Raw genomic sequence first — 22,143 nt, 5'->3', positions numbered from 1 at the left:
GTTCTTATTTTGCAGTTAGTAAAACTATATTTTCTACGTGGTGCGTCTGCGGGAACATGTCCACGGGCTGCACACGTGTTACATCATATTTCTCTGATAACAGCTCCAGGTCGCGGGCTTGTGTGGCCGGGTTACAGCTTACGTAAACTATACGATCCGCGTGTACCTGCAGCAGTTTCTCTACTACATCGGGGTGCATGCCGGCGCGCGGCGGGTCCGTAATCACCACATCCGGTCGACCATGCTGGGCAATCAGCTCATCCGATAAAATGTCCTTCATATCACCGGCGTAAAAAGTAGTATTGGTGATGTTGTTGAGCTCGGAATTGATCTTGGCATCTTCAATAGCACTTGGCACATACTCAATACCAATTACTTCGCGGGCCTGGCGGGCTACAAAGTTGGCTATAGTTCCGGCGCCGGTGTAAAGGTCGTACACCAGTTCGTTTCCGGTTAAGCCTGCAAACTCGCGTGTCAGGCGGTACAGCTCGTAAGCCTGGTCGGCGTTGGTCTGGTAAAACGACTTTGGCCCCACCTGGAAACGAATATCCTCCATCTGCTCATAAATGTACGGTTGCCCTTTGTAGCAGATCACTTCCTGATCGTGGAAGGTATCATTCATTTTGGTGTTCACCACATACTGCAGCGAGGTGATCTCAGGGAACTTCGCATACAGGTCATCCAGAATACCGAAAATGGCAGGCTCATCGTTATACTTTACCAACAGGATCACCATCAGATCGCCGGTGTTGGCTGTACGAACTATGAGGTTGCGCAGGAAACCGGTCTGCTTTACGGCATCGTAATACACCAGCCCTTGTGCACGGGTATAATCGCGCACCGCCAGTCGTATGGCGTTAGACGGATCCGGTTGCAGATAACAATGCTGTATGTCCAAAATCTTATCGAAGCGGCCCGGCATATGGAAACCCAGCGCATTACGGTCGTAATCCAGACCAGACTGTATCTGCTCGTTGGTAAGCCAACCGAAGCTAGAGAAGGTAAACTCCAGTTTGTTGCGGTAGAACTTGTCTTTAGCTGAGCCAAGTATCGGGTCAAACACTGGCAACGCAACCTTACCGATACGCTCCAGGTTATCGCGTACCTGTTTCTCTTTATAGTATAGTTGGGTATCGTAGCCGATGTGCTGCCATTTGCAACCACCGCAGATACCAAAATGCTCACAGAAAGGCTGTACGCGCAACTCAGAGTATTCCCTGAACTGCACCGGCACGGCTTCCATAAAGCTTTTCTTCTTTTTGGTAACGCGCAGGTCTACTACGTCGCCGGGAGCGACGCCGCCCACAAAAATTACCATGTTGTTATGGCGCGCCAGGCATTTGCCTTCGGCCACCATCTCTTCTATCCTAATATTTTCGAGTATCTCGAATGTCTTTTTCTTCTTCGTATTTCTCACAGTGCTGCAAAATTAGCTATTTTTCAGGACTTCGCTGTTAGCTCTTTATCCCTTACTTCCCTACTGTTTCTTCTATTGATTTAAGTATAATTTCGCAGGCTTCGTGGATCTGGTCTTCGGTTATAGTTAGCGGCGGGGCGATGCGCATGGAGTTGTCGCAGAACAGGAACCAGTCCGTTAGTACACCATTAACTATAGCCTTATCGATCACGGCTTTCAGCACATCAAAACTCTCGAACTCGGCAGCCATCATCAAACCACAATGGCGGATCTCTTTAATGCGCGGGTGCACCAGCAGCTTCTTAAACAGTTCAGCTTTTTCAGCTACTCCGGCCAGCAGGTTGTCTTCCTTTATAGTTTGCAGGGTAGCCAACGAGGCCGCACAACTTACAGGGTGCCCGCCAAAGGTGGTGCAGTGCCCCAGTATAGGGTCGGTTTTAAACGATGCCATAATTTCCTGCGGCGCTATGAATGCGCCTATCGGCATACCGCCACCCATACCCTTAGCACAAAGCAAAATATCCGGCTCTATGCCAAACTGCTCAAATGCCCAAAAAGTGCCGGTGCGACCAAATCCGCACTGTATCTCATCCAGTATCAGTAGCGCGCCAACTTCAGTGCAACGTGCACGCAGATGCATTAAGTAATCGTTTTCGGGCACTCTTACGCCAGCCTCTCCTTGCACAGTCTCAACTATAACAGCAGCTGTCCGCTCTGTAATATCCTGCAGGTCAGGCAAGTTATTGTAGTGTATGTGGCGCACATCGGGTAGCAACGGACGGAAAGCATTCTTAAAACTTTCGCTTCCGTTTACAGACAGTGCTCCCTGTGTAGAACCATGGTAGGCATTGCGGCAAGAAACAAGCTCGGTGCGGCCCGTATAGCGCTTTGCAAGTTTCAGAGCACCTTCTACTGCCTCGGCACCAGAGTTTAAGAAATACATGTTATCCAGGCGCGGTGGCAGTGTAGTGTACAATGCTTCGGCCAGTTTGGCCTGCGGTGCCTGCACAAATTCGCCATACACCATCAGGTGCATGTATTTATCAAGCTGGTTGTGTATTGCCTTTACTACTTTCGGGTGGCGATGCCCTACATTACTTACTCCTATGCCCGAAATTAAATCTAAATAGCGCTCGCCCTCAACGCCGTACATATACACCCCTTCAGCGCGTTCCACTTCAATCATCAGCGGAAAATCAGATGTCTGGGCCTGGTGTTTTAAAAATAATTGCCTTAATGTAACCATACCGCAAAGTTACGGAATTGTGCCGGCAAACTATAAACGGTACAATTTTCATAGGAATGTTAAACCTTAGCGGGCTTACTTAAGTATAGCAGAGACTATATATGGTTTGTAATTCGATGATATAAACTATAAATTCGTTCTTACAGCTTATTTAAAACACTATAATTTTTCGTAAGCCGCTTTCCCCGGTTCGCCTCTGAAAATGACCAAGACTAACAACCTTAATAACGACGGAACTATAAAACCTTCCGCCACTAAAAACAAGATGTTTCAGAGCCAGGAACTCTACAGACTGATTATTGAAGGTATAAAGGACTATGCAATTTTTATGCTCGATACGCAGGGTAATATTGTTACCTGGAACCTGGGTGCCGAGCGTATAAAAGGGTATAAAGCTGATGAGATTATCGGCAAGCACTTCTCTACATTTTACACACAGGATGCACTGGATAGTGATTTCCCGCAATATGAACTTACCCAGGCCAAATTAAAAGGGCGCTTTGAGGATGAAGGCTGGCGTGTACGTAAAGATGGTACCCGCATCTGGGCAAATGTCGTGATCACGGCTGTGTACGACCGCTCAGGGCACCACATTGGTTTTGCAAAAGTTACCAGAGACCTTTCAGAGCGCCGCAAGAACGAAGAGCTCATGTTTAAGAACAGGGAGCTGCAACGCATAAACACCGACCTGGATAATTTTATCTACACCGCATCACATGACCTGAAGTCGCCTGTTATAAACCTGGAAGGACTTGTGGAGGTGCTGAAAGATGACCTGGGGCCAAACCAGCATATAGCAGTACTGGACCGTATTTCAAACTCTATAACAAGGCTTAAAAGTGTAATCGATGACCTGTCTGACATTGTCCGGCTGCAGAGTGGTGTGACAGGAAGAGAACCGGTTATTATTCACGAGCTGATAGATGAGATCTTAGAGAACCTTTCGGAGCAGATACAGAAAAGTAATGCCCAGATATCGGTTGATCTGGATGAATATACGCTGGAGCATTATTCACGAAAAAACCTGCGCAGTGTACTTTACAACCTCATGTCTAATGCCCTGAAGTATGCAGCACCAGACAGAAGGCCTGAAATTAAAATAACTGCCGGTATGGCAGAACCGGGTTTACTAAAGCTATCTATTGCCGACAACGGACTTGGGCTTACCGCAACCCAGAAAAGCAAGATATTTACGATGTATAAGCGCATGCACACACACGTAGAGGGTTCAGGACTTGGTCTGTACATTGTAAAACGGATACTGGAAAACAACGGCGACCGCATAGAGGTAGAGAGCGAAGTTGACAAAGGCACCACTTTTAACATCTTCTTCAGGTTTTAGCAATACCCCCTTCTCCCCTTTTAACCATAGCAGCCGTATAAGTAAGTAGTATCTTACAAACTATAAACAAGGAAACTATGGCACAAGGAGATAAATCAGCCTACACCGATAAGCAGAAGCGTCAGGCTGAACACATAGAAGACAGTTATGAAAAACGCGGTGTAAGCCACAACGAAGCAGAGAAAAGAGCCTGGGCTACTGTTAACAAACAAGATGGCGGTGGTAAAAAAAGCGGCTCCGGCAGAAAATCATCCAAGTAACTATAACATTTAACTATAAAAGAAAAGACCAGCCTCACAGCTGGTCTTTTCTTTTATAGTTATGGGTAATTATTGGTTACCTCCTGCATTTCGTCCTGGTTGGTATCTGTAGTTGGCGGGTTATCACTCAGTGGCCTGTTGTGTGAAAACGGTCTTCCAGCCCCTTGTGTCCTTTCAGTACTTCTTTTGTCGTTCTTGTTGCGCATGGCAAGTACAGCAGCGCCTGCCAGTGCCACTACTCCTGCGGCCAGCAGTACTTTAGGCACAGGATTGCTTACCGCTGGTGGCACCGATACCACTCCTGCTTCGTCGGTTATGGCGGGCGCCTGCACGTAGCGGCCATGCTCCGGCACGGCTACCGTCCAGAAATTACGGACCAGATCTTCTAACTGAAACAGCATATTTGGCCCACGCATTGGCATTCCGTGCCCAGTTGCGGCCACCGCCGGACGCAGGTCTGTTAGTTTTTCTACCGATCTAAAAGCTTCTGCCCAATCGGTTGTGTAATATTTTGGCGGGCCGTACACGTGCTTTTTCTGGGTCATGACAGCCATCACAGATTCGCCGTGGCGGGTAATAAAGGCATCTCCGGCCAGCAGCACGCGGTCACTTTCCCTAAAAAAGGAAACATGCCCTGCAGTATGCCCCGGAGTATGCAGCCAATGCCAGTCCGGCAGTCCGGGTACAGAGCCATCCTCTGGCAACAATTCTACATGGCTGGTTATGTTAATCGGTTTTTTTGGGTACAGAAACGACATATACGCCATACCACCACCGCCCACGCTTGGGTCTGGTGGCGGATAACTGGAGCGACCCGTCAGGTATGGCAGTTCCAGCGGATGCGCATAAACCGGTACATCCCACTCTGTCGCCAGCTCTTTTACAGCCCCGATGTGGTCAAAGTGGCCATGCGTAAGCAGAATTGCGCGGGGTCTGGTTTGTGGTCCAAATAACTCAGCAGCAGCCTCCCTGATTTTAGCGGCGGCTCCGTAAACTCCTGTATCAACCAAAACCCAGGAACCATCAGGCTCGGCCACAAAGTAAAGGTTCACGAATATAGTTTTGAGGCCCCACACCCCCGGAGCTACCGGAAATGTATGTTTTCTGCCGTCGCGGTTATGATTTGCTGTTGTTTCCATAGAGAATGGCTGAATTGCTTATGATCTTAAACTACAGGACTTTTTAACTACGCACTACCGGCCAAAATGGCTGCCTTTAATTTTGTTGTTTGAGAAGTGAATTGGATTAAGCTGGCTCTCATTTGGTTAAGCATTAACATATGAAAATACTTAACAGATTGGTTTAAAACAAATTACTATTGCCACCGAGCTTTTCAGGGGTGCTCTTGCTTCGTAAAATTCTATGTCCTATATTACACTACTAATTGCCCGATTGCAGTCAGGAGAGCCGTTTCATTCAGGTAAATAGACGCTCTTTTGTTGAGGCATAATATTTGCACATCCTTTAACAGCTGCCTTCCGATTTTAAACGGATGCTACAGCAGCGGAATTATTTAACTGACTTTGAAGTTGAATTGATATGGTTAATTTATTTGTACCTCCGAGCTATATGGCAGTTTATGCCAAATGCATAGATGCCTCGTTACCTGCATTTGAACCAGACGAATGGGTAGAAGAAGGTAGAGTTTACCCGGTTAAGCATTTTACTGAACCTATGAACCAGGGAGATGGTTTTGCCATTACACTGATGGATGAGGATGGTGTTGAAATTCACCCTTCATCTTCGCACTGGAGCTTTGCTTCTCATCGGTTTGAGTTATATACTTTGTACCTGAATTAAAATCTTTCAGTGACTATTTACGTTAATGAGAAAGGCTGCCACGGGCAGCCTTTTTTAATTACCGTTGGATTGTGCGTACCCGAATATAATTATGATCAGCCCTGAAGACTTCAACAACCTGCCTCCTCACCAACAGGCAGAACTGGCATTATCACAAGGTCATTACCTGCATCATCGTATTCGTGGCTGGTGTAAAATAGACCTATACTGGCTATATGATTTCTATGTAGAGATCTGGTTCTTGTACGACCTGAAGAGCGTTGGCCTGGTGCGGGCGCTCACCAACTATCACTCCCTGGACCCCTACGCCGACACCATCAGGCTGAAGCTGTCCATCAATAAGGAGAAAGAATAAGTGGAGTTTAAGAGTTGAGGAGTTTGGGAGTTTAAGAGTTAGAAAAGTAGGGCTGTAAAGACGCAATACGTTGCGTCTTAAACTATAGCTTAACCATTCAACCTTTAACAATTCAGCCATTCAGCAATAAACAATCAGCAACTAACAATTTAACCATCAACTATAGAATTCAGTCAAATTCCCTATTTTTGGGGTATGAGCAGAAATTTATTGTTGATCAGCACGTCAACCACACACGGCACAGGTTACCTGGAGCATGCCGAGGAAGCCATAAAAGATTTACTGAAAGGAAAAAGCAGCATTTTGTTTATTCCTTATGCACGCCCTAACGGCATCTCGCACAATGACTATACAGCCAAAGCCCGCGAAGCTTTCGAGAAATGGGGTATCAGCGTAACTGGTGCGCACGAATATGACAACCCGGTAAAAGCAGTTAACGAAGCCGAAGCCGTATTTATAGGTGGTGGTAACACGTTCCTGCTTTTAAAACAACTATACGCAAACAAACTGGTTGAACCACTGCGTGAGCGCGCCAACAAAGGTATGCCTTACATGGGCACCAGCGCCGGAACAAATGTGGCTGGTAAAACCATCGGTACTACTAACGATATGCCAATTGTGCAGCCTAAAACGTTCGATGCACTGCAACTGGTACCATTCAACATCAATCCGCATTACCTGGACCCGATCCCGGACTCAACCCACATGGGCGAAACCCGCGAAACCCGCATTCTGGAATTCCATGGGCACAACAGACAACCGGTTGTTGGCCTGCGTGAAGGCAGCATGCTGCGAGTAGAAGGCGACAAAATCCGGTTGTTAGGCCCACTTACAGCCCGCATTTTCCTGCAAGGCCAGAAACCAATGGAGTTCGCTCCTACCGATGATATTACTTTCCTGTTAGAGGCTTATTAAGGTAGCGTTCCATTATACAATAGTCGAAGGCAGTTGTGATAGCAACTGCCTTTTTTGTTTTAACCCTTTCCAACCTTCCCCTTTTAAAGAGAGCTCCTAACCCCAGAACAGGGTAATAAACTTGGCTATAGTTCTATGGTTAGCTTTTGAACTCACCCTTACCCCTCCCAGGAGGGGAATTTTCTGTTACTGTTCTTCCCCATAGTTACAGCCAAGTTCTATAGTTGCTGCCTGTCATCCCCCTACCCCCTTCAAAGGGGAACTATTGACCTTTGCTATAGTTTCAACTCTCATTCTATAGTTACAGACCACGAATAGGGCAGGTTTACCTGTTCCCACGGAACTACTACCACGGAAAAGCCATGCAACTATAGCCTATCAAACTATAAGAAAAGCAGCTATCGAAATGATTTCAGTCTTTGGGTTGAGCGCCTTTGACTTGTTGCGGTGCCGTAAGGCAACACGAGCGCAGCGAGGGTAGCAAGAAGGCAGCAGCGCGATGCCCGAAGACGGGGCCCCGCGGCCGTGAGCGCACCAAAGCTGGAAATGAAACGATAGGCTGGTAGAGCTCCCAGGATTAGAAGTAACAATGAAAGAAGCAGCTTGTGGCAAGTGGCAACTATAGTTAGCTATAGATCGATAGACTTAACTATAGTCTGAGATAGATTTCTCGCTTAGGCTCGAAATGACAAATGAGAAACTGTAGGACACTTAAGATGTCTCGACTGCGCTCGACGTGACACATTATAAAGCTATAAAACAAAACGAGCTGGCAGAAAACTGCCAGCTCGTTAAGAACTATAGTTCAAGTATAAACTACTTACCAGCCGAAGTAGTAGCACCAGCCGGTGCTTTCTTCTGCTCTTTATACTTATTATCAAACTTCTTGTAAAGGTACTGCTGCTTGTCGTCCAGGTTTACTTTACGGCCCTGGATGAACGCGTAAGTAACATTGTTGGTACGCATATCCAGCAAGTCGCCAGATGATACTACGATGGTTGCATCTTTGCCCACTTCTACAGAACCAGCCTGCTTATCAATACCTAAGATTTTGGCAGCGTTCAGCGTAACCGAAGCCAGTGCCTGTTCTTTATCAAGACCAAACGCGGCAGCTGTACCGGCTATAAAAGGCAGGTTACGCGTGCCGTGGATGCTCAGGTCGTAGTCCAGGGCGAACTGGATGCCGGCTTTGTGCAGCAGGTATGGTGTTTTGTAAGGCTGCCACACATCTTCTTCAGCGCGCGATGGCAAGGCATGCACACCTGAGTAGATAACCGGAATGTTGTTGGCTTTCAGGAAATCAGCTACAGCCAGGGCATCGCCTGCTCCAACTATAACCATGTTTTTCACGCCATGCTGCTTCGCAAAATTCACCGATTCGATGATCTCTTTGCCATAGTTGGCGTGAATGTATAGTTTTTTAGAACTATCAAACAAACCAGCCATCGAGCTCAGCTTCAGGTTCTCTTTGTCAGCTTTGGCGGCTTTAAATACGGCGGCATCGCTCAGCAACTGGCTCAGATCGCGCAAGGTCTTCTCACGGTTTTCCTTCATGCGGTTCAGGCGCTCGTCGCGCTCTTTGTCGCCGGTTGGTATCAGCATAGCAGGCCAGTTAAGGTGTATACCTTCATCCGCTTTAACTATAGCATCTTCCCAGTTCCAGGCATCCAGTTGCACCACCGACGACGAACCAGCTATAGTTCCGCCAATCGGCGTCAGCTGCGTCATCAGTACGCCATTGGCACGCACGGTTGGGATGATGTCAGAATCGGTGTTATAGGCTACTACCGAACGCACGTTCGGGTTAAAGTCACCTATCTCGCGCCAGTCTATTGTTGCGCGCACACTTTCTACTTCGTTCAGGCCGAGGCTGGAGTTTGGCTGTATCAGGCCCGGGTAAATGTGCTGGCCGGTTACGTCCACCACTTCGTAGCCGCTCAGGCTGTTAGCACCTGCCTGCGGACCAGCATAGGTAATTTTACCGTTATCAAAACCTACAGCAGCATTTTCTACCACCGTGCCATTGCCAACGTGCAGCGTAGCGCCTTTCAGCAACACAGGTTTGCTTTGCTTGGCAGCCGGCGCGGGCACCTGCGCAAAGGCAGCCGTGCTCAGCAATACAGCTGCAAAAGCGGATATATATCTTTTATGGATCTTCATCTTATTTGATTGTTAGATTGCTGTATTGTTAAATTGTTATTCCTCAAACTATAGATTCAACTATTTAACCTTCAGCAATTTAGCCATTTAACAATTTAACACTTAATAAGCCAGGTAGCTTTCTTCTTCGTGATGGTGTACATCTTCGCAGTGCAGTACGCTTGCCTTCTTTATAGTTGGGTTCTGCGTTCTGGCACCACCGGCTTTGGCATTCAGCATTTTCTGGATAAGGCGCATGCGCTCCTGCTCCATTTCCTGCTGCATTTTCGCGTCGCGCTCCACATCAAAGTAAGCGATACCATCCACAAAGGTCTTCTCAGGGCGGGCGTAGATCGACAGCGGATGCTCGTTCCATAGTACCACGTCGGCATCTTTACCGGCTTTCAGGCTACCCATTCTGTCGTCCAGGTGCAGGAGTTTGGCAGGGTTCAGGGTTACCATTTTCAGGGCGTCTTCTTCGCTTACACCAGCATACTTCACACTCTTGGCAGCTTCCTGGTTCAGACGGCGGGCCATTTCAGCATCATCCGAGTTGATGGCTGTAACCACACCCAGGTTGTGCATGATACCTGCGTTCTGAGGGATAGCATCTTTCACTTCCATTTTGTAAGCCCACCAGTCAGAGAATGTAGATCCGCCAACACCATGCTCTTTCATCTTATCAGCAACTTTATAACCTTCCAGGATGTGCGTAAAGGTGTTGATTTTGAAGCCCATTTCATCGGCTACTTTCATCATCATGTTGATCTCAGACTGCACATAAGAGTGGCAGGTAATGTGGCGCTTGCCGTTCAGGATCTCTACCAGCGTTTCCAGTTCCAGGTCGCGGCGTGGGGCTGCGGTTTTGGCCTGCTGCTTTTTAGAGAGCTTGTTGTAGTTTTTCCAGGCCTGCTCGTATTCTTTAGCTCGGGTAAAGGCATCAACATACACCTGCTCCACACCCATTCTGGATTGCGGGAAGCGTATAGTTTGCGTATTACCCCAGTTTGATTGCTTCACGTTTTCGCCAAGTGCAAACTTAATGAAGCCATCAGCGCCTTCTACCATTAGATCCTGCGGGCTCTTGCCCCAGCGCAGCTTAATAATAGCCGACTGACCACCAACTGGGTTAGCCGAACCGTGCAGCAACTGCGATGTAGTTACCCCACCAGCCAATTGGCGGTAAATGTTCACGTCATCAGAGTTTACAACGTCAGCCATGCGCACTTCGGCGGTAACCGCCTGGGTACCTTCGTTCACGCCGTTCAGAGCAATGTGTGAGTGCTCGTCAATGATGCCCGGCGTTACGTGCTTACCTGTACCGTCAATTACTTTAGCTCCCGATTCGCTCAGGTTTTTGCCAACTTTCGCAATCTTGCCATTCTTGATCAGGACATCCGTATTCTCCAGTTTGCCTTCTTTTTCGTTCGTCCAAACGGTGGCATTTTTGATAAGTACAGTCTCCTGCTTTGGCAACTCGGTTTGGCCATAGGCCCGGAACGGATAAATCATTTTGCCCAATTCTACTTCTTCGGCTTTCTTGGCAGCGTCTTTTTTATCCTGCTGCGTCATGGCTTCAGAGAACGTAGCCGACCATTTTACAGTACTGGCATCCGGCAACTGGCCTTCGCCCTGCAGGTTTTTATCAGCCAGCCAGCCGCTTAGTCTTATCGTTTCGTTGCTCTTTTTGCTATCTGTAAATGATAGCGTAACCAGGTTACCATTGAAAGAGATCTTACCTTTTACCGTATCGGCCCCAATTACAGAAAGCTCCGGCTTATCAGGAGTACCGGCGATTTTCAGTTTTTTAGAGGTGTTGTTGCCAATCTTTAAGGTATAAACGCCTCTATAATCTGACGGCACTTCGGTGATCTTGTAGCGGTCGCCCTGCACCCAGTTTTCCAGAATCAGGTTATCGTCTGCGAACAAGTTACCGGATGTTACGATGAAGTTAGCCAGTTTACCAGCATCAAGGCTACCTACTACGTTTTCTGCTTTAAGCAATTTGGCTGGCGTAACGGTAAGCGCTTTCAGAGCTTCTTCTTCCGGCAGACCATACTTCACAGCTTTGCGAACGTTCGGTAAAAAGTCCTTTTTATCTTTCAGGTCCGATGCCGTAAAGGCAAATGTAATACCGGCTTTCTGCAGCATGGCAGCGTTGGCAGGTGCCATTTCCCAGTGCTTCATGGCATCTAATGACACACGGCGCGCATCATATGGGTCTTCCACGTTATAGGCATCCGGGTAGTTAACCGAAACGATCAGCGGCGCGTTGGTCGCTTTGATTTCGTTCAGCATCTGGTACTCGTCGCCGTTGGTTTTAATGATGTATTGCGTTCTGAATTCATCACCTACTTTATCAGCACGCAGCACATCCAGTTTGCTGTTTGCTTCAAAAATCTGTGGGAAACGGTTGGCATCTGTAAAGGCTTTCAGAGAGATGTTCTGCTCGCGGCCCGGGTTCTGGTTATTCCACTGTGCATCCAGGTAGGTCTGGCGCAGCAAAGCAATAGAGCCCATCAGTGAAGCCGGGTAATCCTGGGTAGAAGAACCTTTATCGAATGACAGCGCACCGGCGGCTTTATCCAGCACGATCACTTCATTTTCGCGCTTGTCAGCCAGTGTTACCAGGGCAGCTGTACCACGTGCAATACCATCGCGGTGGATGGCTAGCACCGTACCAAAACCCTGCTTGCGCAGTTCATCGGCCTGCTTGCTGTTTGCCTTGAAAAGCTCTACCGCGTTGGTTTCCGGGCGGATGGCCTGGTTCCAGTTGTAGGCACCTTCTTTTTTAGACTCCATCTGCGGAGCAGCACCCCAGCCACGTGACTCGCGCTTTACTTCCGGTAATCCGTAAGTAGAGAACATATCCACGAAAGCAGGGTAAATGTGCTTGCCTTTGGCATCAACTACAACAGCACCAGCAGGCACTTTTACGTTGGTGCCTACAGCTTCTACTTTACCGTTCCGTATAAGCAGCGTAGCGTTGTTGAGTGTGGTTTTATAGTCGGTGTGGATGGTGGCGTTGGTCAGGGCTACCAGGCCCGGCCGCTCATCGTACACCCCATTGCGCGGAAAAGTCTCCTGCGCCATCGCGCTGCCGGCTCCAAATGCAAGGCAGGCTGCAATGGTTAAGATTTTCTTCATGAGTTAGCGTAAAAGTGAGAAATAGTTAAGGTTAGTTTAGTGTAATCAAATATAAGGATACTGTTGTTAAAACATTTATACAGCAACTAAAAATTATGAGCGGCTCACTCAACTATGGACTATATTGTCAAAATATTATATCTTACTGTGAGTTAAGCCTTTTATGTAACCCGGCTTACCTAAGAGCAGCCAGATTTTAAACTATAGTTTTATGAACTACCGCCACCCGCTCCTGCTCTCCCTGCTCCTGCTAACTATAGTTTTTAAAGTAGGAGCCCAAACTCCCGACTCAACTATAGTTACCAAAGAAAAAACAAAAGGGTTGATACCGGTGCCGGTATTGTATTACACTCCCGATACCAAACTGGGCTTTGGCGTAGCGCTTATCGGCTTTTTTAAACTACAGAGCAAAACCGACAGCACCTATACCCGCCTGTCTACAGCGCGCCTGATTGCAGATTACACATTGAACAAACAAATGGACCAGTGGCTGGAGTGGAATGTCTTTACCCGCGAAGAAAAATACCTGCTGCGCGGCGAAGTGCGACACCGCGTGTACACCGACCGCTTTTACGGCACCGGCAACAACAGCTCACAGGATAACGAAGAGCGTTACGAGTATGACCTGGTCGGCACAAAACTGGCAGCCTTGAAACAGGTTGGCAATGGTATTTTTGTAGGCCCGGATGTGCAACTAACCAAGTATTACAACTCCGAAACAAACCCGATCTCAGAAGACCAGCCCAGCCAACTGGAAACCCAGCAAATAAGCGGTTACAAGGGCGGTATTAACAATGGCGTGGGACTTGTGTTACTGTTTGATAGTAGGGATAATGTGTCGTTTGCCAGCAGCGGGATGTTATTGGAGCTGTCGGGCTACCGGTTTGGCAGTATGTTGGGCGGCGACTTTAACTATAGCAACTATAACCTGAACTTCAGTAAGTTCTTTATGCTAAAGCCAAACCATGTACTGGCCAGCAACACGGTGCTGACTATAAACACCGACGAAGTACCTTTTATGCGTATGGCAACCATAGGCGGCGACCGTTTGCTGCGCGGCTATGCCCGCAGCCGTTTCCTGGCCCGGAACGTGGTGGCCACGCAACTGGAGTACCGCTTCCCGGTAAAGGGTAGGTTTGGCCTGGTGGCATTTACAGGCGTGGGCGATGTGTTTGATAAAACCGAAGACCTGGCTTTTGACCGGCTGAAATATACCATAGGCTCCGGACTGCGCTTTGCTCTGAACCCGAAAGAGAAAATTAATGTGCGTCTGGATGCCGGTTATGGCCACGAAGGCATAAACTTTTTTGTAGTGCTGGGCGAGTCGTTTTAGGTTTTGTGCGTAAAGCATAACTTTGCTACACGCAACCTGACAAATTACAATGCCCCTACCCTTACTCAACAACTATCCCTTACTCCAGAAAATACTGATAGCTGGTTTAGTGCTAGCTATAGTTTCCACAGCTTACATTTCTGCGCCCCTTGCTTTGTTTCTAGGTTTGGTAATGGGGCTTATAGTTGGTAACCCGTGGCAAAAACATACATCCGTTGCATCTAAATACGCTTTGCAAATCGCTGTAGTTGGTTTGGGCTTTGGCATCGACCTGCACCAGGTAAGCGCTACCGGTTTATCAGGCATCATCTATACGGCTATCTCTTTAACTATAACGTTGGGACTGGCTTACATACTGGGTAAGGTCTTTAACATACAGGCAAAGCTGTCACATTTAATTGGGGTGGGCACGGCCATTTGCGGGGGCAGCGCGATTGCGGCAGTGGCGCCAACTATAAAAGCCGAACCTGCTGAGATATCGGTTTCGCTGGCTATTGTTTTTATTTTGAATGCGCTGGCGCTTTTCGTGTTTCCTATAGTTGGCGATTGGTTTAACCTGACGCAAAGCCAGTTTGGTGTATGGGCAGCCATAGCCATTCACGATACAAGTTCGGTGGTGGGGGCGGCCAGTAAGTATGGGGCTAAGGCGCTGGAGATTGCCACTACGCTAAAACTTACCCGCGCACTCTGGATCATCCCGACGGTGTTAGTATCGGCGTTCCTGTTCAAAAGCAAAGAAACAAAACTCAACCTGCCGCTTTTTATTCCGCTGTTTTTGCTGGCATCGGTGCTCTACACGTTTGTACCTATAGTTGCTACTGCAGCGCCGGCTATAGTTATAGTTGCTAAAAAATTCCTGCTGCTTAGCCTGTTCTTCATCGGCATCAACCTTAACCTGAAAACGATAAAAAGTATCAGTGCCCGTCCGTTTTTGCAGGGAGCTATACTTTGGGTATTGGTCGCATCAGGTTCACTGTTTGCCGTTATTTTCTTTTAAACTATAGTTCAGCAAAAAATACTCTGTCATTCTGTAAAGAAACCTGGTGGAAGGTAGGTTAAGCTTTTGCTACAAGCCCACAAGATCCTTTCAGGATGACAAAAAGCCCAGTTTTTTTCTCTCTACACCTTGGAAAACTATAGTTATAAACAAAAGCTATCATCCCATAAAATCAATCAATTTGATTTATGAAACCACTCCCGGTACTTTTGGAGCATCCTTACGGAACACTACTCTAAAAGAAACCAACAATGAGCGAGAAAGAGAAAAACCACAAAATCACCACCTCATCCGGTATACCAGTTTATAATTACGAAGATTCTCAAACTGCTGGTCCGCGCGGTCCAGTATTGCTGCAGGATTACTTTTTACACGAGAAGCTGGCCCACTTTAACCGCGAGCGCATACCTGAGCGCGTCGTACATGCCAAAGGCTCCGGTGCTTACGGTACCTTCACTGTTACCCATGACATCACCAAATACACCCGGGCTAAACTGTTCAGCGAAATTGGCAAGCAGACGCGTGTTTTCCTGCGCTTTTCTACAGTAGGTGGCGAAAAAGGTAGTGCCGACAGCGAGCGCGACCCGCGTGGTTTTGCCCTTAAATTTTACACCGAAGATGGCAACTGGGACCTGGTGGGCAACAACACACCGGTATTCTTTATTAAAGACGCCAAGAAATTCCCGGACTTCATCCACACCCAAAAACGCGACCCTTATACCAACTGCAAAAGCGCAACCATGGTATGGGATTTCTGGAGCCTTAACCCAGAAAGTTTGCACCAGGTGATGATCCTGATGAGCGACCGCGGCACGCCATTCTCGTACCGCCACATGCACGGGTTTGGCAGCCATACCTTCTCGTTCATCAACAAAGAAAATGAGCGCTACTTTGTAAAATTTCACTTTAAAACGCAGCAGGGCATTAAGAACTTTACCAATGCAGAGGCTGCTAAAATGCGCGGCGTAGATGCAGACCACGCACAACGCGACCTGGTAGAAGCGATTGATAAAGGGGATTTCCCGCGTTGGGATCTCAAAGTACAGATCATGACCGAAGAGCAAGCGTCCAACTACAAATTCAACCCGTTTGATGTAACCAAAGTTTGGTCGCAGAAAGAATTCCCGCTGATAGATGTGGGCGTGCTGGAACTGAACGAAAACCCCGACAACTACTTTGCACACGTAGAGCAGGCCGCTTTTGCACCGGCGCACGTGGTAGATGGCATCTCGTTCTCGCCGGACAAAATGCTGCAGGGCCGTATTTTAGGGTACCCGGATGCACAGCGTTACCGACTGGGTGCCAATTATGAGCAGATTCCGGTTAACCGTTGCCCGTTTGCTGCCAACAACTACCAGCGCGACGGCGCGATGCGCATAGATGGCAACGGCGGCAGCAAGCCAAACTACTTCCCCAATAGCTTCGACGATACTTTTGCAGATGAAAACTATAAGCAGCCAGCCGAGCCACTGCAGCGCGATGTGTATGCGGATTGGTTTGACCGCAACGGCGAAAACGAGAACGACCACTATACACAGGCCGGCGACCTGTTCCGTTTAATGACACCGGAAGATAAGGCTAATACGATCAGCAATATAGTAGGCTCTATGCGCGGCATCAGCGGCGAAAAACGCGACCTGATCATCAACCGTCAGCTGTGCCATTTCTTCCGTGCCGATATCAGCTTAGGCCTGGGTGTAGCGCAAGGGTTAGGCGTTGATGTAACCCAGCACGCGACGGGTATGGTGCATCCTAATTAATTTTAGTTTGCAACTATAGTTACTCAGGTGCTTTAACCCACCCCTACCCCTCCGAGGAGGGGAATTAGAAACCGTTTAAAATTCGTACTTGGAGTAAGGTAGTTTCATTCTCTTTTACTGGCGCGAATCTACGATCCGTGACTTACTTGTAAAGTTGGATTTGCAATCCGACTGGACCGAAGACCAAGACTATAGTTCGACACGAGCGAAGACGCACGCGTTATATTAAATAAATTAATTGAGCAGAAATTCCCCTCCTCGGAGAGGGTAGGGGTGGGTTAAGTACTTTTGAGAGAATCAATCAAATCTCCTGTTTTTTTATAGTTAAAAGCAGCGCGGGCTTCGGCTTGTGCTGCTTTTTTTGATTACATCGGAACCACACAAGCTTTAAAATTGTACTGTTTTAGTAAACATGAACAGATGTTCATGTATTGCAAAATACTAATACAACACACTATGAGCAGTTTGAAGGTACGGTTAGATAAGAAAAAGTTGGAGCGTGCGGCGTACGTACTTAAAAGCGTGGCACACCCGGTTCGTATTAGCATCATCGACCTGCTGCAGCAAAAGGAGCGCCTCACGGTAAGCGAACTGCAGGAAATTTTACAGATAGAGCAATCGCTGTTGTCGCACCACCTGACCAACATGCGCGACAAAGGTGTGGTAAACACCAAGCGCGAAGGCAAAAACGTATTTTACTCTCTCACAGACAGCTCCATTACCAGCATCATCGATTCGATAAACACCTGCCGCATATTTTAGGACTTTAGCACGCAACTATAGTTCAGGCCACTGTTATGTAAGGTAGCAGTGGCTTTTTATTTAACCTCATTCACTCAGAAAACAAATACCGCTGCTGGCAGTTTTTACCTTAAATTCATACCTTTAACTGTTCAAACTAACAGCGCAAGCCCATGAAGCTGATCCGACTAACTATAGTTGCCGCTCTCCTTAGCTGCTCCCAACCGCAGCAGGATGCCACTAACGTTAAACAACTTACCCCTACCGAATACAAAAAGCAAGTCACCAAACAGCAAGGTATGCTGATAGATGTGCGCACCCAGGAAGAGTTTGATGCCGGTCATTTGCAGCAAGCTTCTAACTCCGATTTCCTGAACGGTGATTTTGCCAAAAGTTTAGGAAATTTAGATAAAGACAAGACGTACTACCTGTACTGCAAAAGCGGCAACCGAAGCAGCAAAGCAGCCAAACTGATGCAGGATGCAGGCTTTAAAAATGTATATAACATTGGTGGCTACGACGAGCTGAAAAGTGCCGGATTACCAACCGAAGAATAGCCCAACCATTACGATTTTACAAGTATAATTACATACTATGAAGATAGAGCAGTTTTATGATAAAGGCCTGGCACACGCCAGTTATGCCATTATAAGCGAAGGCCGGATGGCCCTTGTAGACCCGGCCCGCGACCCGCAGCCATACTTCGACTTTGCCAAAGCCAACAATGCCGACATTGTAGCCATTTTTGAAACGCACCCGCACGCCGACTTTGTAAGCTCGCACCTGGAAATAGCCCAGAAAACCGGTGCCACCATTTATGTAAGCAAGTTACTCGGTGCTGATTATGAACACCAGTCGTTTGATGATGGCGACGAAGTAAAATTGGGCAAGCTAACTCTGAAAGCACTCAACACGCCAGGCCACTCACCGGATAGTGTAACGATACTTTTACTGGATGAGAACGGCAAGCAGCATGCAGCCTTTACCGGCGATGCCCTGTTTGTAGGCGATGTAGGACGCCCGGACCTGCGCGAGAATGTAGGTAACATGACGGCCAAGCGCGAAGAACTGGCCCGCCAAATGTACCACACCACTAACAACGTTTTCAAAAAACTGAACGAGGAAGTGCTGGTGTATCCTGCGCACGGCGCCGGCTCGCTTTGTGGTAAAAACCTGAGCTCCGATACATTCTCAACGATAGGTCGTGAGAAAAAAACGAACTACGCGCTGCAGGACATGAGCGAAGATGAATTCATTAAAACCCTGCTCGAAGACCAGCCTTTCATTCCAAAATATTTTGGCCACGACGTGACCATGAACAAGGCCGGTGCCCGTAGCTTTGAAGAAAGTATCGCTGCCGTGCCACGTTTAGCGCAGGACGCTACATTAGAAGCAGGTTTATTGTTAGTAGATACACGTCCGCAGGCAACTTTCAAAAAAGGCCACAAACCTAACAGCATTAACATACAGGAAGGCGGTAAATTCGAGACTTGGCTTGGTTCTATAGTTGGCCCGAATGAGCAGTTCTACCTGATCGCTGAAACAGAAGAAGTGCTGAACTCTGTGATCCGGAAAGCAGCGAAGATCGGCTACGAAGGCAACATAAAAGGTGCACTGCTAACACCAGCGGAGCTACCACAAACCAGCGTAGAAACCGACCTGAATGACTTCCGCCAGAACCCGGATAACTATACCATAGTTGACATCCGCAACAACGGCGAAGTAAAAGCAGGCAAGATCTTCGAGAGTGCCATTACCATTCCGTTACCGGAGCTACGTGAGCGTAAAAACGAGATTCCGCAGGACAAACCAATTATGGTACACTGCGCCGCTGGTTACCGCTCTGCTGCCGGACAAAGCATACTGGAAGAAGAATTCAGCGTTCCGGTTTACGACCTGAGCGATGCCATTAACAGCTTCCAAAAGGTGAATGCCTAACTATAGAAATCCCGCCCCATCAGGCGGGATTTTTTTTAATTGTATTAAAATTAAGTGCAATTTTCACTTACAGTTTCAGCCTATAGTGCACGATCAAAATAAATAAGATACGATAACGTGCAGGATGTAATTTTTTACATACTTTTGACTATTAGATTGCCCAGGTTTACTACAGCAACTATACTTTAATACAGTTTATGCCTTTCATTACCTATTATGCTTCTGATTTCTACAGGATCGAAGTCGATCTGAAAGGCAACTTAATGCACTCGGAGTGGCTGCGCCATGTAACTGACGACGAACTGATTACTGGCGGCACCAAACTATACGAAGCCCTCCGCGACTACAAAGTAGAACGGGCCATTGCCAATGGTAAAATTTTAGGCGCTCTGGGGCCTAAGGCGAAAGACTGGATGGCAAACGAATTTTATGAACTGCTCTCGCAAACCAACCTTAAAAAACTGGCAAGAGTACTGCCCGATAGCGTATTTCATAAGCTGTCTTTAGAATCTGTTATTTCGCGTGCCGAAGCACAGGGCAAAACCCGTTTCGAAGTAAAAAGCTTTTCCGATCTTGAGGTGGCTATGAAATGGCTGCTAGCTTAAAACTATAGTTACAGAATTAATGCCTATCGCATTGTCCACTGCCGGACCATGTGCATAATATTCTTTTCTTCCAATTTGCAATATTTATATATTCCGATGTATCTTGTTCCGGATTTGGAGATGAATGATTATGCGCGTATTACACACATCAGACTGGCACCTGGGCCAGCGCCTAGTTACCCTCGAACGTACCGAAGAACACCAGCACTTCCTGGACTGGCTGTTGCAAACCATTGAGCAAGAGCAGGTAGATGTGCTGCTGATGGCCGGCGACGTATTCGACTCGGGTGCTCCATCCAACACTGCCCTTAAACTATACTACGACTTCCTGCGCAAGGTAACCGCTACCTGTTGTAGGCACATCGTGTTTATAGGCGGAAACCATGATTCGGTTTCGACACTAAATGCCCCCAAAGACCTGCTGGCCAGTATGAACATACAGGTTGTAGGTGGCGCCACTCCTGACCCACTGGATGAACTCATCATTCTGAAAAATGCTGCCGACAAACCAGAACTTATCGTTTGCGCTGTTCCGTTCCTGCGTGACCGCGACATCCGTTTATCTGTTCCCGGCGAAACCTACGAAGAGCGCGAAGCCCGTTTAAAACAAGGTATTGCCGACCATTACGTTCAGTTTGTGCCACACGTGCAGCCTTACAAAGCACAGCAGGTTCCTGTTGTAGCCATGGGCCATTTGTTTGCAGCCGGCGGCACCGCATCTGAGAGCGAAAAAGAGATACATGTAGGCAACCTGGGGCAGATCGGCGCAGACCAGTTTCCGAAGGAGTTTGATTATGTGGCGCTAGGCCACTTGCACCGCCCACAGAAAGTTAACAACACGCACCATATTCGTTATTCCGGCTCGCCAATTCCGCTAAGCTTTAGCGAAGTGACCGATAACAAAGTGGTTTTTATACTTGATTTTGAAGCTGGTAAGTTAGCTGAGCTTCGCGAACTAGACATTCCGGTCTGCCGCAAACTGGTACGCTTTAAAGGCGACCTGGAGAAGGTAAAACAGCAGATCATAACCTACGACAACAGCAACTATAATTTGCCAGCCTGGGCCGAGATTCAACTGGAACTCGACGCTCCCCTACCCGACCTGAACCAGCAACTGGAAGAAGCACTGCAGCTCAAAAAAGACGAACTGCACCTGCTCATCCACCGCCCGCCGATCATCAAAAAAGAACGCCAGACCTTAGAGCAACAGGTACTGGAAGAAGCCGATCTGCACACGCTGCAGGAAAAAGAAGTGTTCCTGAAACGCTGCCATAGCCAGTTTCCGGACTCTGACCACACCGAACTGGTAGCCAGCTTTAACGAACTTTTAGAACTGATGCGCCAGGAACAAGAAAGCTAACTATAGTTTAAGAGTTAGAGAGTTTAGGAGTTTGAGATTGTAGAGACGCAATACGTTGCGTCTTAAACTATAGCAGACATCGCAGCGTGCGAAACTCCTACACTCGGCTTGCCAATTATGAAATACAAAAAGGATATCCATGAAGAAACTACTATTTCTTTTTCTCCTGCTACCCCTCGCGGTAAGTGCTCAAAAATACAAAAAGGGTAACCCATGTGCCAGGTATACAAACTACCTTACTAATGAACTCCCTCGTGGTTTTAAAGGTAATGCCTTCACTTTTAAAGACGAAACATTCTTAACTGCTAAGGACTTCTCTGTTCAGGCTTATACAGATTCAGCTGCTTTAGGAAAGCTCCGGGAGATGGCTAAGCTTGATATTGCGTGTTTTATAAAAAGAGCTCCAAGTAAAAAGTATCGTGCTATTTTAGAGAAAGATTATACAGAGTTAAACTATAAGCTCTACAAAACAGACGATGGCTTGATATTCGGTATACTGAAAGCTGTTACCGGTAACCCTGAAAAATTTTACGCCTACACCATGATGGTAATGGATGGCAATATAGTACATGCCTACACCGATTTTGCTCAGGTAGATTTTAACATTGAGCTCTTCGGTGCAGAGTTTAATGGAGAGTATTACATTATTCATGGTGAAGAAGAGAAAAACATCAACTCATTCTACTATGGTAAATTCAACTATAATTTTAAGCCGAAAGAGCGAATAGGTACTTTTGAAAAATACATAAAGCACAATATTAATTACAACCGCCCTATTACCCATTAAC

At 47.3% G+C, this 22,143-nt stretch carries 19 protein-coding genes; 14 read left to right on the top strand and 5 right to left on the bottom strand.

Going from position 1 to position 22,143, the window contains the following annotated elements:
- Positions 1–4 precede the first annotated feature (4 nt).
- Together rlmD and GXP69_RS05210 are read right to left on the bottom strand one after the other, a co-directional pair.
- Positions 5–1,417 carry a 23S rRNA (uracil(1939)-C(5))-methyltransferase RlmD gene (gene rlmD, locus GXP69_RS05215; RefSeq protein WP_163913162.1) on the bottom strand — a complete coding sequence of 471 codons (1,413 nt, stop codon included), beginning with the start codon at positions 1,415–1,417 and terminating at the stop codon, positions 5–7.
- A 52-nt stretch (positions 1,418–1,469) separates the two neighbouring features.
- Positions 1,470–2,663 carry an aspartate aminotransferase family protein gene (locus GXP69_RS05210; RefSeq protein WP_163913160.1) on the bottom strand — a complete coding sequence of 398 codons (1,194 nt, stop codon included), beginning with the start codon at positions 2,661–2,663 and terminating at the stop codon, positions 1,470–1,472.
- A gap of 202 nt (positions 2,664–2,865) precedes the next feature.
- On the opposite strand from GXP69_RS05210, the gene GXP69_RS05205 reads away from it, so the two are divergent.
- Both GXP69_RS05205 and GXP69_RS05200 read left to right on the top strand, forming a co-directional pair.
- The gene (locus tag GXP69_RS05205) at positions 2,866–4,005 is read left to right on the top strand and encodes a sensor histidine kinase (protein ID WP_163913158.1); all 1,140 of its coding nucleotides are present in this window, start codon (positions 2,866–2,868) and stop codon (positions 4,003–4,005) included.
- 77 nt (positions 4,006–4,082) lie between these two features.
- On the top strand, positions 4,083–4,265 hold the full coding sequence (locus GXP69_RS05200) for a hypothetical protein (protein ID WP_163913156.1): 183 nt from the start codon (positions 4,083–4,085) through the stop codon (positions 4,263–4,265).
- 59 nt (positions 4,266–4,324) lie between these two features.
- On the opposite strand, the gene GXP69_RS05195 is transcribed toward GXP69_RS05200, so the two are convergent.
- Positions 4,325–5,404, bottom strand: a complete 1,080-nt coding sequence (locus GXP69_RS05195) for an MBL fold metallo-hydrolase (RefSeq protein WP_163913154.1) — start codon at positions 5,402–5,404, stop codon at positions 4,325–4,327.
- Positions 5,405–5,804: 400 nt separating this feature from the next.
- On the opposite strand from GXP69_RS05195, the gene GXP69_RS05190 reads away from it, so the two are divergent.
- The 3 genes from GXP69_RS05190 (at position 5,805) to pepE (ending at position 7,335) form a co-directional block, all read left to right on the top strand.
- Positions 5,805–6,065, top strand: a complete 261-nt coding sequence (locus GXP69_RS05190) for a hypothetical protein (protein WP_163913152.1) — start codon at positions 5,805–5,807, stop codon at positions 6,063–6,065.
- 91 nt (positions 6,066–6,156) lie between these two features.
- Complete coding sequence (locus GXP69_RS05185) at positions 6,157–6,420, top strand: hypothetical protein (protein ID WP_163913150.1); 264 nt, start codon at positions 6,157–6,159, stop codon at positions 6,418–6,420.
- A gap of 195 nt (positions 6,421–6,615) precedes the next feature.
- Positions 6,616–7,335: a dipeptidase PepE gene (pepE, locus tag GXP69_RS05180; protein ID WP_163913148.1), complete on the top strand. Its 720-nt coding sequence runs from the start codon at positions 6,616–6,618 to the stop codon at positions 7,333–7,335.
- A gap of 816 nt (positions 7,336–8,151) precedes the next feature.
- On the opposite strand, the gene GXP69_RS05175 is transcribed toward pepE, so the two are convergent.
- Positions 8,152–9,495, bottom strand: a complete 1,344-nt coding sequence (locus tag GXP69_RS05175) for an amidohydrolase family protein (RefSeq protein WP_163913146.1) — start codon at positions 9,493–9,495, stop codon at positions 8,152–8,154.
- Between the two features lie 102 nt (positions 9,496–9,597).
- Complete coding sequence (locus tag GXP69_RS05170; protein ID WP_163913144.1) at positions 9,598–12,621, bottom strand: amidohydrolase family protein; 3,024 nt, start codon at positions 12,619–12,621, stop codon at positions 9,598–9,600.
- Positions 12,622–12,832: 211 nt separating this feature from the next.
- Here GXP69_RS05170 and GXP69_RS05165 point away from each other — a divergent pair, with 211 nt between their 5' ends.
- The 9 genes from GXP69_RS05165 (at position 12,833) to GXP69_RS05125 (ending at position 22,142) form a co-directional block, all read left to right on the top strand.
- Positions 12,833–13,954: a BamA/TamA family outer membrane protein gene (locus GXP69_RS05165; protein WP_163913142.1), complete on the top strand. Its 1,122-nt coding sequence runs from the start codon at positions 12,833–12,835 to the stop codon at positions 13,952–13,954.
- Positions 13,955–14,003: 49 nt separating this feature from the next.
- On the top strand, positions 14,004–14,951 hold the full coding sequence (locus tag GXP69_RS05160) for a YeiH family protein (RefSeq protein WP_163913140.1): 948 nt from the start codon (positions 14,004–14,006) through the stop codon (positions 14,949–14,951).
- 251 nt (positions 14,952–15,202) lie between these two features.
- Complete coding sequence (locus GXP69_RS05155) at positions 15,203–16,711, top strand: catalase (protein ID WP_163913138.1); 1,509 nt, start codon at positions 15,203–15,205, stop codon at positions 16,709–16,711.
- A 456-nt stretch (positions 16,712–17,167) separates the two neighbouring features.
- Positions 17,168–17,473: an ArsR/SmtB family transcription factor gene (locus GXP69_RS05150; RefSeq protein ID WP_163913135.1), complete on the top strand. Its 306-nt coding sequence runs from the start codon at positions 17,168–17,170 to the stop codon at positions 17,471–17,473.
- A gap of 152 nt (positions 17,474–17,625) precedes the next feature.
- On the top strand, positions 17,626–18,009 hold the full coding sequence (locus tag GXP69_RS05145) for a rhodanese-like domain-containing protein (protein WP_163913133.1): 384 nt from the start codon (positions 17,626–17,628) through the stop codon (positions 18,007–18,009).
- 37 nt (positions 18,010–18,046) lie between these two features.
- Positions 18,047–19,390, top strand: a complete 1,344-nt coding sequence (locus GXP69_RS05140; RefSeq protein ID WP_163913131.1) for an MBL fold metallo-hydrolase — start codon at positions 18,047–18,049, stop codon at positions 19,388–19,390.
- A 197-nt stretch (positions 19,391–19,587) separates the two neighbouring features.
- Positions 19,588–19,995 carry a hypothetical protein gene (locus GXP69_RS05135; RefSeq protein ID WP_163913129.1) on the top strand — a complete coding sequence of 136 codons (408 nt, stop codon included), beginning with the start codon at positions 19,588–19,590 and terminating at the stop codon, positions 19,993–19,995.
- A 130-nt stretch (positions 19,996–20,125) separates the two neighbouring features.
- The gene (locus GXP69_RS05130) at positions 20,126–21,355 is read left to right on the top strand and encodes an exonuclease SbcCD subunit D C-terminal domain-containing protein (protein WP_163913127.1); all 1,230 of its coding nucleotides are present in this window, start codon (positions 20,126–20,128) and stop codon (positions 21,353–21,355) included.
- A 139-nt stretch (positions 21,356–21,494) separates the two neighbouring features.
- On the top strand, positions 21,495–22,142 hold the full coding sequence (locus GXP69_RS05125) for a hypothetical protein (RefSeq protein ID WP_163913125.1): 648 nt from the start codon (positions 21,495–21,497) through the stop codon (positions 22,140–22,142).
- Position 22,143 lies beyond the last annotated feature (1 nt).

Origin of the sequence: Pontibacter burrus (genome assembly GCF_010686685.1) — a bacterium.
GTDB lineage: Bacteria > Bacteroidota > Bacteroidia > Cytophagales > Hymenobacteraceae > Pontibacter > Pontibacter burrus.
The sequence above is the reverse complement of the archived record's forward strand: the minus strand, read 5'-3'. Positions and strand labels throughout refer to the sequence as shown.